Here is a 16,448-nt window from a genome sequence, read left to right as displayed (position 1 = left end):
CGCGCTACCAATCCACCAATGCCTTGGCCAGGTTCCGATAGTCGAGCAGTCTCCCCTGTTTGGTTACTTCCTCCCACGCACCCTGCTGCTCTGAACTACCATATGCAGCAACGGCATTCGACAGCTCGTCGTATGCAATATGGTAGGTCGCATCGACCTCGCCAGTCCCTCGCGCGATCGAAGCAAGCCGACTAGGTAGCGGTTCTGCCGTCACGGTTACGAGATGAGGCAATCGTCCACGGCGATGCCTGATCATGTTGCCATTTTCGTGGCGGATGTTCTGCACCCGATCGGAGCGAATAGTCCATTTGCATGCAATTGCCGCGTGAAGCCACGGATGCCTTGTGCTGGTAGGCGTGCCAAGCAGTCCAACCAGCACGTCGGGCTTGATCAGGTAGTCGGTGCCAAGTGTCACACGGAGGTTCGGATCGTGGGCGATCGCTGCGTCCACACCAGCTAGATGCTGATATTGCGCATAGCCGACGATGCTCTGTCCACGAGCGAAATCCCACTTCCGCCTAGGATCCAGTAGCGGCAACTCGCTGACCAAGTTCGCGAGCACCATAGTCTCGAGCAAGCCACCCGGGTTCACCGGCGGCACATCAGGCGTTGTATCTGTCGAATTCGGGTTCGGCGCACCAAGTTGCTCGAGCGCGTGGGCCGCAAGCCGCAAGCTCGTCGGGTTGTCGACGTCCGCGGAGTTGGGAACCCACTTCCAGCCGAGCTTGTTCTTCTTGCTCGGCTTCCAGCCCAGCAGCTCCGTCCTGAACGAGGCGCTCATAGCTGGCAAATCTAGCTTGTCCGGAGCGTCCGCTGATCATCTTCGCGTCGATCCCATATGATCGCTCACATGTTCGGGTCCGTCTTCCAAGACGCTGGTGACTGCAGTCACGCTGTCCTCCAGTGTTACATGCTCCCAGAGGCGGACCACCCTCCAACCCTCCGCTGCCAGAGCAACATCCGCGGCACGATCACGCTCCATATTCCGGCGAAGCTTTGGCGCCCAATACCATTCGTTGGTCGTCGGCTGCCGTCCGTGCTCCGGGCAAACGTGCCAGAAGCAGCCGTCCACAAAGACCGCGACCTTGCGGGCCGTGAAAACGATGTCCGGCCGAACCTTCATCGAGCCGAGATCGAGCCTGAAGTCCTTGCGATACCGGTAGCCGAGCCGGTGCAACGCACTTCGCAACGCGATCTCCGGCTTGGTACCTGTTCGCCGGTTGGCTCGCATGTTGCGCGAACGGCCCTCGTTGAGCGGCGCAGGGTAGAGGCCGCGCTCGTGGGCTCTGGCCCTGGCGGATCGTTCCTCAGTCACATCTGTCACAGTTCCGGGCAGGCGGGTGTGGTGCAAGAAGGTGTAGTACTGAAAGATACTCCCGCACACACCACCACTCGACCGAGGCCTCCACACCGAAAGGCACTAGCGTGACCGACCTTCGCGCCGTAGAGAGTTGCGCAAGCAAACAGATCGTTGGGGGCGTAGTGATGGTGGATCGCATGATGAGCCTGCTCGTTCGACGCGACGGGGCGAGGACATGACTCGAAGTGGATCGAAGAGCGCGACCAAGGCGTCGAAGGAGCCCGAGTTCACCTCGATCGAGATCTGCGCCGGTGCCGGCGGCCAGGCCGTCGGCCTGCATCAGGCAGGCTTCGGCCATCTAGCGCTCGTCGAGATCGACCAGTATGCGGCCAAAACTCTCGAACTCAACATCGAAGACCACCAGTTGTGGACGTGGGAGCGGAAGCACTGCGACATCCTCGAGGCCGATGTCAAAGAGTTCGACCCCTTCGACACCACCCTCATGAAAAAGAGCTCCGGGCTACTGCGCCAGCGTGGGCTGGATCTGCTGGCCGGCGGCGTGCCGTGCCCGCCGTTCTCTCATGCCGGAAAACAGCTCGGTAAACACGATGAGCGCGACCTCTTCCCTCGGATGCTGGAGCTGGTCGAGATCCTGCAACCACGGGCTGTGATGATCGAGAACGTCCGCGGGCTCATGGATCCAAAATTTGCGGACTACCGCAAGTTGATTCAGGACGAGTTGGAACAACTCGACTACGTCGTCTGCAAATGGGGAGTCCTGGAAGCTGCCGACTTCGGTGTACCGCAGCTCCGTCCTCGTGCAATCCTCGTCGCGTTTCGCCGTGAGGTGCTCGGAGACCTCGAATACGTATGGCCCACTGCCACACATGAAGACCCGGTCAGTGTCCTGGAGAGCCTCGAATCCTCCATGCTGGAACGGTTCGAAGCGTACTTCGACGGTGAGCACTCGAAGCGAGCTCACGCCGCCTACGCACGGTGGCGCAAGAAGGCGGCCGATCGCGACGCTGAGCTCAAGGGCAAGGGAGGAGGCATCGCACCCACCCTGGTCGGCGGATCCAAGAAGCACGGCGGCGCAGATCTCGGGCCGAGCCGAGCAAAAACCGCCTGGAAGCAACTGGGCATCTCAGGAATGGGCGTCGCCAACGACATCAAGACCTGCGCAGAGAAGCGGAGCGAGGACCGAGACCTTTTCGGCCCCGACGGTCCCATGCTCACTGTAAAGCAGGCCGCTATCATTCAAGGTTTCCCGGATGAGTGGGAATTCTCGGGCGGAAAGACCGCGCAGTATCGCCAAGTAGGAAATGCGTTCCCACCACCCGTAGCAAGAGCCGTGGGCAAGTCGATCCTCGAAGTACTGAAAGCAGCCAAGAAGCGCGACCAGCGAAGTACCAAGCGCGGCACGAAGAAGACACCTACGCCCGTCAGCCCTACTCAGGAGCAGTTCGAGCTGTGGGGTACCGATGATGCGGCAACGCTGGGCTGATCCGCTTGCGATCACCGTCAACTCGATACCTGAGCCGAGGTCATGCGGGAAGCAAACGCCCGATGACCTCGGCTAACTGCTTTACATTCCTGCACTCGTGCATGGTCACGTGCTCTGCGTACACCTCGGCTGCGGAGTCGCCCGTGGCCCAGGAGCGGGAGGGTTCTGGGTTCAGCCAGTAGGCGTGCTTGGCTCGGTCGCACATCACCTGTAACGCTTCGAGGTTGGGGTTGGTGCGGTTGGTGCGGGCGTCACCGAGGATCAGCAGCGAGGTGCGGGGGCCCAGGGCTTCGAGGTACTGGTCCACGAATCCTTGCAGCGCTTCGCCGTAGTTGGAGCTGCCGTAGCGAGTTACGTTGGCTTCGCGGATGATTCGGGCGGCCAGGTGGGGGTGGGTGGGTCGCCGGGGGTGAAGTGGGAAGTGATTTCGTCGCAGGTGTCGATGAAGCCGAAGCTGCGGACCTTGGTGAATTGGTCTTGGAGGGCTTGGACGAGGTGGAGGGTGAATTCGGAGAAGCCGGTGACGGAGCCGGAGAGGTCGGCGAGGACGACGAGGTCGGGGCGGCCGTGTTTGCGGGCGCGCAGGACGGGGTCGATGGGGACGCCGCCGGTGGCCATGGAGCGGCGCAGGGTGCGGCGCATATCGATGTGACCGCGGACGGATTTGCGGCGGCGGGTGGCGAGGCGGGTGGCGAGTTTGCGGGCCAAAGGGTTTACCAGGCGGCGCATTTCGGCGAGGTCCTGTTCGCGGGCGCCGAGGAAATCGATCTGGTCGGAGCTGGTGTCGACGCCGCGGCGGGCGATGTATTCGGTGCCGCGCAGTTGAGCGGAGCGCAGGCGGGCCTCGGATTGGACGGCGGTGCGGAATCGGTTGAGGCGGCGGGCGGCTTCGATGGTGTGGACGGTGTCATCGAGGGGCGACGAGCCGCTCATGCCGGCGACGACGCGGTCCACAAGCTCTTCGGGGCGAAGGGATTTCATGGTCAGGTAGGAGGACCAGCCTGCGCCGGACGCGGTGGTGACGGGTGTGGTGGATCGACCGGAGCCCGCGCCCCCGTAGGCGCCGAGTTCGGTGAGCGCCTGGCGGGCGAGTTCGGCGGCCGCTGCGGGATCGTCGTCTACCAGCGCAGCCACCAGGCGATCCCGCAGCGCGGCAATGGATTCCGGGGTGGCGGGGGTCGAGGCCTGCGGCTGCTCGGTGGTCAGGAAGTAGAGGTCGAAGAGCTGGTCGAAGACGGCACGCTGGCCGTTGCGGCGCAGCAGGCACGCCGCCATCCCGGACCGCAACCGATTGCGGTCGGACAGGCCGAGCGCGACCATTGCCGCTGCGGCATCGAGGGTTTCGCTGGGGCCGGCGGTGATGCCGTGATCCCGCAGCAGACCCACGAACTCGACCAAACGGTCCGTCATCGTCTCGGGAGGCTGGGAGCCGACAGTCATCTCGATACACCTTCGTCCGGCTCCGGCAAACCCAGCTTCTCGCTCGCAATCCGGTGGTCCGCTTGATATTTCAGCAGCACGCCGAGCGTCGAGCGGATCACGTTGCCGGTGACGGCGCGCGCGCCCAGCGCGACGAGAGTCCGTGCCCAGTCGACGGTTTCGGCGACGGACGGCGGCTTGCGCAACGACAGTTCGCGCAGTGCGCCGACGACCCGCACCACGGGTTCGCCGAGCGCTTCGTCCAGTTCCGGCACCTTCAACCGGACGATGGCTCGCTCCAATTCAGCTGTGGGGTAGTCGATGTGGAGATACAGGCAGCGGCGCTTCAGTGCGTCGGAGAGGTCGCGGTTGGCGTTGGAGGTGACGAGGACGAACGGCGCGCGGACGGCGGTGACGGTGCCGAGTTCGGGGATGCTGACCTGATAGTCGCCGAGGACCTCGAGCAGCAGCCCTTCGAGTTCCACATCGGCTTTGTCGAGTTCGTCGATGAGCAGCACGGTGGGGTCCGGGTTGCGGATGGCGGCGAGCAACGGGCGGGCGAGCAGGAACTCGTCGGTGAAGACGTGGTCGCGGGTGCTGTCCCAGTCTTCACGCTCGGAGGTGATGCGCAGCAGCTGTTTGGCGTGATTCCACTCGTAGAGGGCACGGGCCTCGTCGATGCCTTCGTAGCATTGCAGCCGGATGAGATCGGCGGCCGCCGCGGCGGCGACGGCCTTGGCGAGCTCGGTTTTGCCGACGCCGGCCGGTCCCTCGATCAGGAGGGGTTTGCCGAGGTGCCCGGCGAGGAAGACCGCGGTGGCGATATCCAGGGACGGAAGGTACCCGGCCGCGGTGAGCCGCTGCGTGACCGCGTCGACGGAGTCGAAGAACTTACTCATCGGTAGCCAGTCTAGAACGCCCCGCTACCAGGGCTTGAACTGAACCGCACTCGAGGTTCTACCGTCGAGCCATGATCTTCACCGACATCGAACGCGCCTATCTCGCCGGTCAGCGGCTGGCCCGCCTCGCCACCGTCTCCGCCAAGGGCGCACCGCAGCTCACCGCCTTGGGGTTCCGGCTCAACGCGGACGACACCATCGATATCGGCGGGCCGAATCATGTTGCGACACAACGCTACAAGAACATACTCGGGAACCCCCGGGTCAGCCTGCTGATCGACGACATGACGCCGGACGAGCCGGGCGCCGTCAAACCCGGCTGGGGTCGCGGCATCGAGATCCGGGGCGTGGTGGAAACCCTGACGGTGGACGTGCCGCCGGTCGCGCCGGACTGGTTCTCGAACGACATCATCCGCATCCACCCCCGCCGGATCAAGAGCTGGCACCTCGACCACGCCAATCCGGACGGAGAGTCACGCAACGTCAGCTGAGGGGCACGAAGCCCCGTCCTGTGCCGTTGATCATGAATTCCCGAGTTGGACCACAGGGAACCGCCCCGCCCCGAGTAAGCTCGTCGTTTGCTGTCAACGGGCAGGCTGCCGCGCAGCGGACGACACCCGCTCATGGGCCGGAATCGGGAGACTCATGTTCATTGCGATCGCCGCGACGATGACGGTCATCCTGATCTGGTCGTGCCTGTCCCGGACGATGGCGCGCTGGAAGGTGACCGCACCGCTGGCGATGGTGCTGGTCGGCGCGGTGGTCAGCTGGAGCAGCGACCACTGGCTGACCGCGGCGATCAACACCGACACGGCACAGCGGATCGTCGAATTCATTTTGGCGCTGTTCCTTTTCACCGATGCGACCGAGGTGCGCGACGGCCTGTCGGGGCGGCGGCACACCGGGATCTTCCGGCTGCTCTTCCTCGCCTTCCCGTTGAGCCTCGGTGCCGCGTATCTGCTCGGATTCGTGCTGCTGCCGGGTGTTTCGTGGACCGTGCTGCTGTTGATCGCGTGCATCGTGATCCCGATCGACCTGGTGCCCGCGCAGGCGATCGTGCGGGATCTGCGGGTGCCGGAACGGGTTCGGCACGCGCTCAACGTGGAGAGCGGATTCAACGACGGACTCGTCGCCCCGATCTTCCTGTTCGCGCTGGCCGCGGCGGAGGCCAGCGCGGACTCCGACCAGGCGCTGAACGCCCTCGGTCACGCGGTGCCCGCGGTGGTGAAATCGATCCTCATCGGACTGTCCATCGGGGCGCTGGCCGGATATTGCATGACCTTCGCCGCCCGCAAACGCTGGACGGACGCGCGCGCCGTACGCATCGGGACTATCGCGATTCCCGTGCTCACCTACAGCGTCGCGGTCTGGCTCGACGGCAACGGATTCGTGGCCGCCTTCCTGGCGGGCATCGCCTACAGCACGACCCGGCACGAACTGCCCGGCGAGCCACTGCAATCGACCGAGGACGTCGCCGAGTTCTCCGGGCTGGCAATGTGGTTCATCGTCGGCAATGTGGCGGCGGCGACGCTGTCCTGGCTCAGCTGGCAGGTCATCGTCTACGGGCTGCTCGCGTTGACGCTGGTCCGCCTCGTGCCGGTCGCGCTCTCGTTGCTCGGTTCGCCGTTCACCAGGCGGGAGCGGCTCATGATCGGCCTGCTCGGGCCGCGCGGTGTGGCGTCGATCGTGTTCGCGCTGCTGGCCTTCAACGGCTTGCGCAACGATGACGACGCGTTCCTCGTGATCGGCGTGACCCTGGTGGTGGTCGTCGGCAGCGTGATCCTGCACGGCATCGGGGCGCCGCTGATCGCGGAACGTCTCGGTAAGCGACGGCGCGACAAGGGAATAGCCGCGGGGGCAGGATAGGCCTGGGCTCACAGCCGATCCGTGTATGGGGGTTAACCCCTAATACCAATGACTGAAATTCTCCGGAATGGGGACAACACCCGTGACGTGGCGCGCCGGATGCGCGAGAGTGAGACCGTGCAGTCGGTGCTGCGCCGGGTATGCCGGGGGCGCCTCGCGAAGTAGCGGCGACACAGTTGATCCCGACCTGTTCGCGGCGCGCATGTCAGCGACCGCTGTGCGACGTGGACAGACCGCAGCCGGGGGATGGTGAACGCACAGTTCGCCGCAGAGTGAAAGGATCCACGTTGTTCTCCACCACCAAGTCCACGCCGTCGCGGCGTCTGCTGGCGCGGGCCGCCGTCGCCGGTGCGATCGTCGCTGTTCCGTTGACCGCCATGGCCATTCCGGCCTCGGCGGACGCGAACATCGCCGTGCCGGGCGTCACCGAGGTCCGGCACCGGCCGCACCACAACCACAACTGCGATTTCGGCCCGTTCGAGAACTGGCGCTGCAACAACGGCCCGTTCGACCGCGGCAGGCACGACGACCCGTTCTGGCAGTTCCGCCAGAACCGCCCGCACGGCCTGTTCGGCAGCAGCTAGTCCCCGGAAACGACGGTGGCCCGGCACCATTCGGGTGCCGGGCCACGCGCAGTCGGAAACCTACGCGGTTTCGGTGATCGGCCGGTCGACCCAGCTCATCAGGCCGCGCAGCTTGGCGCCGGTGACCTCGATCGGGTGCTCGGCATTCTGCTTGCGCAGACCCTCGAGCTCCTTGTTGCCACCCTCGACGTTGGCGACGAGGCGCTTGACGAAGGTGCCGTCCTGGATGTCCTTGAGGATGTCCTGCATCCGCTTCTTGGTGTCGGCGTCGATGACCCGCGGGCCCGACAGGTAGCCACCGAACTCGGCGGTGTCGGAGACCGAGTAGTTCATCCGGGCGATGCCGCCCTCGTACATCAGGTCGACGATGAGCTTGAGCTCGTGCAGCACCTCGAAGTACGCCATCTCCGGCGCGTAACCGGCTTCGACCATGACCTCGAAACCGGTCTTGACCAGTTCCTCGGTGCCGCCGCAGAGCACGGCCTGCTCGCCGAACAGGTCGGTCTCGGTCTCTTCCTTGAAGGTGGTCTTGATGACGCCGGCACGCGCGCCGCCGATCGCCTTCGCGTAGGACAGGGCCAGCGCCTGACCCTCGCCCTTCGGATCCTGGTCGACCGCGATCAGCGCGGGCACGCCCTTACCGTCGACGAACTGACGACGCACCAGGTGGCCGGGGCCCTTCGGCGCGACCATCGCGACGGTGATGAACTCCGGCGCCTTGATCAGGCCGAAGTGGATGTTGAGGCCGTGGCCGAAGAACAGCGCGTCGCCGTCCTTCAGGTTGGGCTCGATGTCGTTGGTGAAGATCGACGCCTGGGCGGTGTCGGGGGCCAGCACCATGATCACGTCGGCCCATGCCGAAACCTCGGCCGGCGTACCGACGGTCAGGCCCGCCTCCTCGGCCTTGGGCCGCGACTTCGAACCCTCCGCGAGGCCGACGCGGACCTCGACACCGGAGTCGCGCAGGCTCAGCGAGTGCGCGTGGCCCTGGCTGCCGTAGCCGATGACAGCGACCTTGCGGCCCTGGATGATCGACAGGTCGGCGTCGTCGTCGTAGAACATCTCGACTGCCACTGGTTGGTTCCCTTCTGGATTTTTCTGTATAGGTCTGAGATTTGCGAGCGCTAGCGCGTCGCCGTGATCGACTTCGGCCCACGGCCGACGGCGACCACACCGGACTGCACGATCTCCCGGATGCCGTACGGCTCCAGCATGCGCAGCAGCGCGTCGAGCTTGGACCGGGTGCCGGTCGCCTCGACGGTGAGCGCGTCCGGGGAGACGTCGATCACTTTCGCCCGGAAGAGCGTAACCGCCTCGATCACCTGGGTCCGCACGCTGGCATCCGCACGCACCTTCACCAGGATCAGCTCGCGGGCCACCGAGCTGTCGGAGTCCTGCTCGACGATCTTGATGACGTTCACCAGCTTGTTGAGCTGCTTGGTGACCTGCTCGAGCGGCAGGTCCTCGACGGTGACGACGATGGTCATCCGGGAGATCTCCGGCAGCTCGGTGCCGCCGACGGCCAGCGACTCGATATTGAAGCCGCGGCGCGAGAACAGTGCCGCAACCCGAGCCAGCACGCCCGGCTTGTCCTCGACCAGCACACTCAAAGTGTGTGTCGTGCTCACTGCTCACTCCCCTTGTTCTTCTCGTGCGACATCGCCTCGTGGATGACGGCGGGCTCGGCGGCCTGCTCGTCCTCGTCGAACAGCGGGCGGATGCCGCGGGCGGCCATGATCTCGTCGTTGCTGGTGCCCGCGGCGACCATCGGCCACACCTGGGCGTCCTTGCCGACGATGAAGTCGATCACCACGGGGCGGTCGTTGATGGCCTGTGCCTCGCGGATCGCGGCCTCCACGTCCTCCTCGCGCTCGACCCGGATGCCGTGGCAGCCAAGAGCTTCGGCGAGCTTGACGAAGTCGGGGATGCGCAGGGTGTGCGTGCCGAGATCGGTGTTGGAGTAGCGCTCCTCGTAGAACAGCGTCTGCCACTGCCGGACCATGCCGAGGTTGCCGTTGTTGATCAGCGCGACCTTGATCGGCACGCCCTCGACGGCGCAGGTGGCCAGCTCCTGGTTGGTCATCTGGAAGCAGCCGTCACCGTCGACCGCCCACACCTCTTTCTCCGGCGCGCCCATCTTGGCGCCCATGGCGGCGGGCACGGCGTAGCCCATGGTGCCCAGACCGCCGGAATTCAGCCAGGTGCGCGGCTTTTCGTACTTGATGAACTGCGCGGCCCACATCTGGTGCTGGCCGACGCCGGCACAGTAGACGGCATCGGGCCCGGCCAGGCGGCCCAGGGCTTCGATGACGAATTCGGGCGAGAGCGAACCGTCGCTGGGCGTGGTCCAGCCGAGCGGGTAGCTCTTGCGCACGCCGTCCAGGTACTTCCACCAGTCGGCCAGATCGAGCAGCGGTGTCGTGGCGGTCGGCTCGGCCTTCAGCGTCTCGATCAGCTCGATGATCACCTCGCGGCAGTCGCCCACGATCGGGACGTCGGCGTGCCGGTTCTTGCCGATCTCGGCCGGGTCGATATCGGCGTGGATCACCCGGGCGTCCGGCGCGAACGAGTCGAGCTGACCGGTGACCCGGTCGTCGAAGCGCGCGCCGAGGGTGATCAGCAGATCCGAGCGTTGCAGTGCCGCAACGGCTCCCACCGTGCCGTGCATGCCGGGCATGCCCATGTTGAGCTGGTGACTGTCCGGGAACGCGCCGCGCGCCATCAGCGTGGTGACCACGGGGATGCCGGTCAGCTCGGCCAGTTCCAGCAGTTCCGGCGAGGCGTCGGCCTTGATCACGCCGCCGCCGACGTAGAGCACCGGCGACTTGGCTTCCAGGATCATCCGCGCGGCCTCGCGCACCTGCTTGCCGTGTGGCTTGGTCACCGGACGGTAGCCGGGCAGCCGCATCTCCGGCGGCCAGCTGAAGGTCGTCTGCATCTGCAGCACGTCCTTCGGGATGTCGACGAGCACCGCGCCCGGCCGGCCGCTGGCGGCCAGGTAGAACGCCTCGGCGATGATGCGCGGGATGTCCACGCCCTCGGTGATGAGGAAGTTGTGCTTGGTGATCGGCATGGTGATGCCGGAGATGTCGGCCTCTTGGAAGGCGTCCGTGCCGATCAGTCCGCGACCGACCTGCCCGGTGATCGCGACGATCGGCACCGAGTCCATCTGCGCGTCGGCGATCGGGGTGACCAGGTTGGTGGCGCCCGGACCGGAGGTGGCCATGCAGACCCCGACCTTGCCGGTGGCCTGCGCGTAGCCGGTCGCGGCGTGACCCGCGCCCTGCTCGTGCCGGACCAGCACGTGGCGCACCTTGGTCGAGTCGAACAGCGGGTCGTAGACCGGGAGAATCGCGCCGCCGGGAATGCCGAATACCGTGTCGACGCCGAGCTCTTCGAGCGAACGGACGACCGACTGCGCGCCGGTGACCCGCTCGGGCGGGACCTGGCGGCGGTTGGCCTGCGTCGTCGAGCTGCCGGCGCCCGGCTGATGGGCCGCAGGCGCCGGCCTGCGGGCCGAGGGCCCGGGCCGTGCGGTAGGTGCACTCACCGTCTTGTTCCTAACTGCTTGTCGTTCTGACCCCGGATTTGTGTCTGACATGCGGTGTCTTGCGACTCGCCCTGTCGGACAATTCGTCCGAACACAAAAAAGCCCCCGACAGCGCATGGCTGTTCGAGGGTGGCGCGTCGCAACGCGAGCTGACGTATTCGACTCAGGTAGTCAGGCTCAACGCTGGACGCGCCGGCCGATTACGAGCAACTCGTTTCGGTTCACGCGCATGACGGTATGTGTGCGTTGGCCGAAGAGTCAAACAGCTCCCATTATGTGGGATAGTGCGGCTGCTTGGGTCCTTCACCAGGATGCGAGGATGGTGGTGTGTCATCACCGCATCAGTCCGTGCCACCGGCTAAATCGTCCCACACCGCCACCGAGGGATCGGATACGGGTAGCGCCTCGACCGCCACTGTGATCCGCATCCCACGCCTGGCCTTCCTAGGCGTGTTCATCCTTCTGATGTGCATGTTCTTCATGTTCGTCGGCTGGCCCGCCGGGCTGTGGCCGCTGCTGCTGATCCCCGTCGCGGTGGCCGTCTGGGTGCAGCGGACCCAGACCACGGTGTCCGATGCCGGGCTCGATCTGCGGACCGTATTCGGCTCGCGGCACCTGGACTGGTCTCAGCTGAAGGGGGTGCGTATCCCGAAGCGTGGATACGTGCGCGCCGATCTGGTGGACGGCACCGAGGTGAAATTACCCGCGGTGAGTTATGACCGGGTGCGGGATCTGGCGGCGGCCTCGCACGGGTGGATTCCCGATCCGTATGTGGTGCCCAAGGAAGAGCCGGCCGACAATTCGGCGGACGCGGAATCGGCCGACGAGTCGAGTGATGACACCGCGAGCGCTGAAAGCGCGAACACCGATGCCGACGGCAAAACCGAGAACACCCCCGGGGACAAGAACGCGCAATAAGGCGCGCGCCGGAACAAACGGCCGACGCTACGATGTTGTCGGCTATGCGATGCGGTCACCGCGTCGGGCGGATCCGTCCCGGCGCGCACCCCGCGAGCCCGACGGGCCGGCACCTCCGGCGACACCGTCAGCGCCGACGACCACCACTCGCGGCGACCACGACACCGCACCACCTGGCACGGACCGGGCCGACGGCCACGAGCCGCGCCCGACCGGCAGTAAGCCCACCTCCACGCGGGAGTACCGTGAAACGGCCGCGGAGCCAGCTCCGCGCCCGTCGCACCGCAGCCCCCGCGACCAGACCGAGGACCCTCTATGCCACCGCTTCGTTCACGCACCACCACCGTCGGCCGCAATGCCGCAGGCGCCCGCGCGCTCTGGCGCGCCACCGGCATGACCGACACCGATTTCGGCAAGCCGATCATCGCCATCGCGAACTCCTACACCCAGTTCGTGCCCGGCCATGTGCACCTGAAGAACGTCGGCGAGATCGTTGCCGAGGCGGTACGGGCCGCCGGCGGTGTGCCCCGCGAATTCCACACCATCGCTGTCGACGACGGCATCGCGATGGGCCACGGCGGCATGCTCTACTCGCTGCCCTCGCGCGAAATCATCGCCGACTCCGTGGAATACATGGCGAACGCGCACACCGCCGACGCGCTGGTGTGCATCTCCAACTGCGACAAGATCACCCCCGGCATGCTGAATGCCGCTATGCGGCTGAACATTCCGGCGGTGTTCGTCTCCGGCGGGCCGATGGAGGCCGGTAAGGCCGTCGTGGTCGGCGGCGTCGCGCAGGCCCCGACCGACCTGATCACCGCGATCTCCGCGAGCGCGAATCAGGCTGTGTCCGAGGAGGGTTTGTCGGAGGTCGAACGGTCCGCCTGCCCGACCTGCGGGTCGTGCTCGGGCATGTTCACCGCGAACTCGATGAACTGCCTCACCGAGGCGCTGGGACTCGCGTTGCCGGGCAACGGTTCCACGCTGGCCACCCACGAAGCGCGCCGGGCGCTGTTCGAGCGGGCGGGCACCGTGATCGTCGATATCGCCAACCGCTGGTACCGCGCGGACGACGCGTCGGTGCTGCCGCGGAACGTGGCCGATGCCAAGGCTTTCCGCAACGCGATGGCGCTCGACGTCGCGATGGGCGGCTCCACCAACACGGTGCTGCACACGCTGGCCGCCGCGCAGGAGGGCGAGATCGACTTCGATCTGCACACCATCGAGGAGACCAGCCGCCGGGTGCCGACCCTGTCCAAGGTGTCGCCCAACTCCGACTACCACATGGAGGACGTGCACCGGGCCGGCGGCATTCCCGCCATCCTGGGCGAGCTGCGCCGTGCCGGACTGCTCGAAACCGAGGTGCGCACGGTGCATTCGCGCAGCTTCGACGAGTGGCTCGACACCTGGGACATCCGCTCCGGCAAGGCTTCCGACGAGGCGATCGAGCTGTTCCACGCCGCGCCGGGCGGCGTGCGCACGACCGAGCCGTTCTCCACCGCGAATCGCTGGTCCTCGCTCGACACCGATGCCGCGGGCGGGTGCATCCGCGATATCGAGCACGCGTACACGAAGGAGGGCGGCCTGGTCGTGTTGCGCGGCAACGTCGCTCCCGACGGCGCCGTGCTCAAGACCGCGGGCATCGACGAGGAACTGTTCACCTTCCAGGGGCCCGCGCTCGTCGTGGAATCCCAGGAGGAGGCGGTCTCGGTGATCCTCAACAAGACGATCAAGCCCGGTGACGTGCTCGTCGTCCGTTACGAAGGTCCCGCGGGCGGGCCCGGCATGCAGGAGATGTTGCACCCCACCGCGTTCCTCAAGGGCGCGGGGCTGGGCAAGCAGTGCGCGCTGATCACCGACGGTCGTTTCTCCGGCGGCACCTCGGGTCTGTCCATCGGCCACATCTCCCCCGAGGCGGCCAGCGGCGGCACCATCGGCTTGATCGAGAACGGCGACCAGATCCGCATCGACGTCAGCACCCGGTCGCTCGAGGTGCTGGTGGACGACGCCGTGCTGGCCGAGCGCCGCGCCAAAATGGAAGCCGCCGAACGCCCTTGGCAGCCGGTGAACCGCGACCGTCCGGTCACCACGGCGCTGCGCGCCTACGCCGCGCTCGCCACGTCGGCCGACAAGGGCGCGGTCCGCTACGTGCCGTAAGCCCTACAACGACGATGGCGCCCTCCGCGGAGGGCGCCATCGCTGTTTTCGCCGTCGGATCAGTCGAAGGGACCGATTCCGGTCAGGGGGTTGCCGCCGTGCAGGTACCAGTAGGCGAGTACGGCGGCGACGATGGCCAGGACGAGCACCACGAAGGAACCGGCGAACGGGCGGGTGGCCCAGCCGCGGTTGCGATCGAGCGCCCAGCGGCCCGGCCCGGTGAGAACGAGAACGGCGGTGGTGCCGACGAGGATGCTCTCCATTTCGACGCCGGTCTGCACGCCCGCCTTGTATTGGAAGCCGGGGATCATGCCCTGCTTCCAGGCCCACGCGTCGAGGATGACGGCGAGCAGGGCGCCCGCGGCGAACGGCGTGGTCAGGCCGAGCACGAGCAGCACACCGCCGCCGAGCTCACCGACCGTGACCAGGATGGCCGACAGGGTGGGGTGATCCCAGCCGCCGTTGGCCATCATGTCGCGGGTGCCGTCCAGGCCGGGGCCGTGGAACCAGCCGGTGAGCTTCTGCAGGCCGTGATAGATGAACGTGCCGCCGACCACCAGGCGCAGCAGGAACAAGCCGAAATCCAGGGTGCCGCGCTGGGTTTCGCGGTTGCGGCGGCGCAGCCGAGCGGTGTCGCCCGGCGGGTTCGCGGCGGGCGGGATGCTCGCGTAGGCGTAGGTCGGGGTGTCCGCCGACAGACCGTCCGCACCGACGGTCGGCACGTCGGGACCGGGGTCGAGGCCGAGTTCGTCCTCCGTGCGCGGCACGTCCTTGGTCAGCTTCGGGAACTGCTCGGTCGGCGAATCGAAGGGGCTGCTGACGCCCCGACCGGTGGACGACACCGCCGACTGCTCGGCCGTGGACGGCGTCGAACCCTGGGCCGCCGAGGATTCGGAAGTGTCTTTCGACTTGTCGGTCACGGCCAATACCTTAAGCCGCGCTCCCCCGGAACAGGCCCCGAACACGGCGCACGAGACGCTGTGTCACGGGCAACAGCGCCACGCCCGATTCCGGGCCTGCCCGCCCCAGGACGAAATACCCGGGCGCAAAGGTGGGGCGAAGGGGCGCGGGCGAGAAGATTTCCGTAACGTCTGAGCTATGAGGTTGGTTGGCATTGGTCGCGTCGCGGTGACCGTGGCGGTGGGGTCCGCGCTGGTGACCGGATGCGCGCGGTTCGATGATTCGGCGTCGAGCCCGTTCACCCCTGAGCCGACGCTGCACGGCGCGAACATCGACCCGAAGAAGCCGTCGCAGCCGCCCACCTCCACCACCCGCCCCAGCGGTCCGTGCATCGACCCGGATCCGGCCGTGGTGGCCACCTGCTTGGACACCACCGGTGGTTTGGTCGCACTCGGCGACGGCGCACTGGTCGCCGAGCGCCGCACCGGACGCATCCTCAAGGTCGCCCCCGAGACGCCGACCACCGAATTCGCCCGGGTGGACGTGGACGGCTCCAGCGACGGCGGCCTGAGCGACATCGTGCTCTCCCCCACCTTCCACGAGGACGGGCTGATCTACGCCTACATCACCACCGCAAGCGACAACCGGGTGGTGCGGATCGCCGAGGGCGGCGGACCGCCCAAGGACATCCTGACCGGAATCCCGAAGGGGCCGAGCGGAAATCACGGTGCCATCGAATTCGCCACGCCCGGCCAGATGCTGGTGCTCACCGGCGACGCGGGCAATCCCGGCGCGGCGAGTTCACCGGCCTCGCTGGCGGGCAAGCTGCTGCGGGTGAACTCGCCGGCCCCCGGCGCCAACGCCGAGGTCGCCCTGTCCGGCATCGGGATCGCGGGCGATATCTGCCGGGACAACAAGGACAGCGTCTGGATCACCGACCGCACCGCGGTCGAGGACCGGCTGCAACGGCTCGGCGGCGACGGCAGCGTCACCACCGCGTGGACCTGGCCCGACCGTCCCGGTGTCGCGGGCTGCGCCGCCGCCACCGATGGCGTGGCGATCTCACTGACCAAGGGAAAGGCGCTGGCCATCGCGGCCGCCGACCCGAACACCCACGCCGTCACCGCCGCCCCCACCATGCTCGCGCAGGACAAGTACGGGCAGCTCGGTGGCGCGGCGGTCGGCCCCGACGGCACCATCTGGGTGGGCACGGTGAACAAGACCGACGGCCAACCGGGGCCGAATGACGATCGGGTGGTACGCATTCCGCCGCCGCAGGCGGGTGGCGGCGGCCCGGACTAGCCGCAGACACCGATCAGGGGCCGACTCCGCGGAGTCGGCCCCTGATCTG

At 66.8% G+C, this 16,448-nt stretch carries 16 protein-coding genes; 7 read left to right on the top strand and 9 right to left on the bottom strand.

Going from position 1 to position 16,448, the window contains the following annotated elements; genetic code table 11:
* Positions 1-4: 4 nt before the first annotated feature.
* Together TY25_RS03600 and TY25_RS03595 are read right to left on the bottom strand one after the other, a co-directional pair.
* The gene (locus TY25_RS03600; protein WP_042254058.1) at positions 5-781 is read right to left on the bottom strand and encodes an NgoMIV family type II restriction endonuclease; all 777 of its coding nucleotides are present in this window, start codon (positions 779-781) and stop codon (positions 5-7) included.
* A gap of 36 nt (positions 782-817) precedes the next feature.
* Positions 818-1,315: a very short patch repair endonuclease gene (locus TY25_RS03595; protein WP_226887222.1), complete on the bottom strand. Its 498-nt coding sequence runs from the start codon at positions 1,313-1,315 to the stop codon at positions 818-820.
* Between the two features lie 220 nt (positions 1,316-1,535).
* Here TY25_RS03595 and TY25_RS03590 point away from each other — a divergent pair, with 220 nt between their 5' ends.
* The gene (locus TY25_RS03590; protein ID WP_042254057.1) at positions 1,536-2,804 is read left to right on the top strand and encodes a DNA cytosine methyltransferase; all 1,269 of its coding nucleotides are present in this window, start codon (positions 1,536-1,538) and stop codon (positions 2,802-2,804) included.
* Positions 2,805-2,844: 40 nt separating this feature from the next.
* Here TY25_RS03590 and TY25_RS44405 read toward each other — a convergent pair whose 3' ends face one another.
* Genes TY25_RS44405 through TY25_RS03580 form a run of 3 tightly spaced genes read right to left on the bottom strand, consistent with a single transcriptional unit; the run spans position 2,845 to position 5,122 of the window.
* Entirely contained in the window at positions 2,845-3,111 is a 267-nt protein-coding gene (locus tag TY25_RS44405) for a VWA domain-containing protein (protein WP_269082720.1), read from the bottom strand.
* A 44-nt stretch (positions 3,112-3,155) separates the two neighbouring features.
* Entirely contained in the window at positions 3,156-4,244 is a 1,089-nt protein-coding gene (locus TY25_RS44400) for a VWA domain-containing protein (protein ID WP_269082719.1), read from the bottom strand.
* Positions 4,241-5,122, bottom strand: coding sequence for an AAA family ATPase (locus TY25_RS03580; RefSeq protein WP_042254056.1), 882 nt, complete (start codon positions 5,120-5,122; stop codon positions 4,241-4,243). The genes TY25_RS44400 and TY25_RS03580 overlap by 4 nt, the downstream gene beginning before the upstream one ends.
* 71 nt (positions 5,123-5,193) lie before the next feature.
* Between TY25_RS03580 and TY25_RS03575 the strand changes: the two genes are divergently transcribed.
* The 3 genes from TY25_RS03575 (at position 5,194) to TY25_RS03565 (ending at position 7,572) form a co-directional block, all read left to right on the top strand.
* A complete protein-coding gene (locus TY25_RS03575) occupies positions 5,194-5,613 on the top strand; it encodes a PPOX class F420-dependent oxidoreductase (protein ID WP_042254055.1) in 420 nt (139 codons plus the stop codon).
* Between the two features lie 154 nt (positions 5,614-5,767).
* The gene (locus tag TY25_RS03570; protein WP_042254054.1) at positions 5,768-6,988 is read left to right on the top strand and encodes a cation:proton antiporter; all 1,221 of its coding nucleotides are present in this window, start codon (positions 5,768-5,770) and stop codon (positions 6,986-6,988) included.
* 287 nt (positions 6,989-7,275) lie between these two features.
* Positions 7,276-7,572, top strand: a complete 297-nt coding sequence (locus TY25_RS03565; RefSeq protein ID WP_029898460.1) for a hypothetical protein — start codon at positions 7,276-7,278, stop codon at positions 7,570-7,572.
* A 60-nt stretch (positions 7,573-7,632) separates the two neighbouring features.
* On the opposite strand, the gene ilvC is transcribed toward TY25_RS03565, so the two are convergent.
* From ilvC to TY25_RS03550, 3 genes are all read right to left on the bottom strand, one after another.
* Positions 7,633-8,634, bottom strand: coding sequence for a ketol-acid reductoisomerase (gene ilvC, locus TY25_RS03560; RefSeq protein ID WP_171904443.1), 1,002 nt, complete (start codon positions 8,632-8,634; stop codon positions 7,633-7,635).
* A gap of 62 nt (positions 8,635-8,696) precedes the next feature.
* Positions 8,697-9,200 carry an acetolactate synthase small subunit gene (ilvN, locus tag TY25_RS03555; RefSeq protein WP_042254053.1) on the bottom strand — a complete coding sequence of 168 codons (504 nt, stop codon included), beginning with the start codon at positions 9,198-9,200 and terminating at the stop codon, positions 8,697-8,699.
* Positions 9,197-11,122, bottom strand: a complete 1,926-nt coding sequence (locus TY25_RS03550) for an acetolactate synthase large subunit (protein WP_042254052.1) — start codon at positions 11,120-11,122, stop codon at positions 9,197-9,199. The genes ilvN and TY25_RS03550 overlap by 4 nt, the downstream gene beginning before the upstream one ends.
* Positions 11,123-11,572: 450 nt before the next feature.
* Here TY25_RS03550 and TY25_RS03545 point away from each other — a divergent pair, with 450 nt between their 5' ends.
* Both TY25_RS03545 and ilvD read left to right on the top strand, forming a co-directional pair.
* On the top strand, positions 11,573-12,040 hold the full coding sequence (locus tag TY25_RS03545; RefSeq protein WP_226887220.1) for a PH domain-containing protein: 468 nt from the start codon (positions 11,573-11,575) through the stop codon (positions 12,038-12,040).
* A 315-nt stretch (positions 12,041-12,355) separates the two neighbouring features.
* Entirely contained in the window at positions 12,356-14,197 is a 1,842-nt protein-coding gene (ilvD, locus tag TY25_RS03540; RefSeq protein WP_042254049.1) for a dihydroxy-acid dehydratase, read from the top strand.
* Between the two features lie 59 nt (positions 14,198-14,256).
* Here ilvD and TY25_RS03535 read toward each other — a convergent pair whose 3' ends face one another.
* The gene (locus TY25_RS03535; RefSeq protein ID WP_052382786.1) at positions 14,257-15,117 is read right to left on the bottom strand and encodes a DoxX family protein; all 861 of its coding nucleotides are present in this window, start codon (positions 15,115-15,117) and stop codon (positions 14,257-14,259) included.
* A 178-nt stretch (positions 15,118-15,295) separates the two neighbouring features.
* Here TY25_RS03535 and TY25_RS03530 point away from each other — a divergent pair, with 178 nt between their 5' ends.
* The gene (locus TY25_RS03530; protein WP_042254047.1) at positions 15,296-16,399 is read left to right on the top strand and encodes a PQQ-dependent sugar dehydrogenase; all 1,104 of its coding nucleotides are present in this window, start codon (positions 15,296-15,298) and stop codon (positions 16,397-16,399) included.
* Positions 16,400-16,448 lie beyond the last annotated feature (49 nt).

This window comes from Nocardia brasiliensis NBRC 14402 (assembly GCF_000308475.2).
GTDB lineage: Bacteria > Actinomycetota > Actinomycetes > Mycobacteriales > Mycobacteriaceae > Nocardia > Nocardia brasiliensis.
Note: the sequence above shows the minus strand (reverse complement) of the source record. Positions and strands in the feature narration are given on the sequence as shown.

Excerpts from the sequence above, each read along its gene's own strand:
- TY25_RS03580 (WP_042254056.1), bottom strand. The coding sequence starts at position 5,122 with ATGAGTAAGTTCTTCGACTCCGTCGACGCGGTCACGCAGCGGCTCACC.
- TY25_RS03570 (WP_042254054.1), top strand. The coding sequence starts at position 5,768 with ATGTTCATTGCGATCGCCGCGACGATGACGGTCATCCTGATCTGGTCG.
- TY25_RS03530 (WP_042254047.1), top strand. The coding sequence starts at position 15,296 with ATGAGGTTGGTTGGCATTGGTCGCGTCGCGGTGACCGTGGCGGTGGGG.
- ilvD (WP_042254049.1), top strand. The coding sequence starts at position 12,356 with ATGCCACCGCTTCGTTCACGCACCACCACCGTCGGCCGCAATGCCGCA.
- TY25_RS44400 (WP_269082719.1), bottom strand. The coding sequence starts at position 4,244 with ATGACTGTCGGCTCCCAGCCTCCCGAGACGATGACGGACCGTTTGGTC.
- TY25_RS03600 (WP_042254058.1), bottom strand. The coding sequence starts at position 781 with ATGAGCGCCTCGTTCAGGACGGAGCTGCTGGGCTGGAAGCCGAGCAAG.
- TY25_RS03590 (WP_042254057.1), top strand. The coding sequence starts at position 1,536 with ATGACTCGAAGTGGATCGAAGAGCGCGACCAAGGCGTCGAAGGAGCCC.
- ilvC (WP_171904443.1), bottom strand. The coding sequence starts at position 8,634 with ATGTTCTACGACGACGACGCCGACCTGTCGATCATCCAGGGCCGCAAG.
- TY25_RS03575 (WP_042254055.1), top strand. The coding sequence starts at position 5,194 with ATGATCTTCACCGACATCGAACGCGCCTATCTCGCCGGTCAGCGGCTG.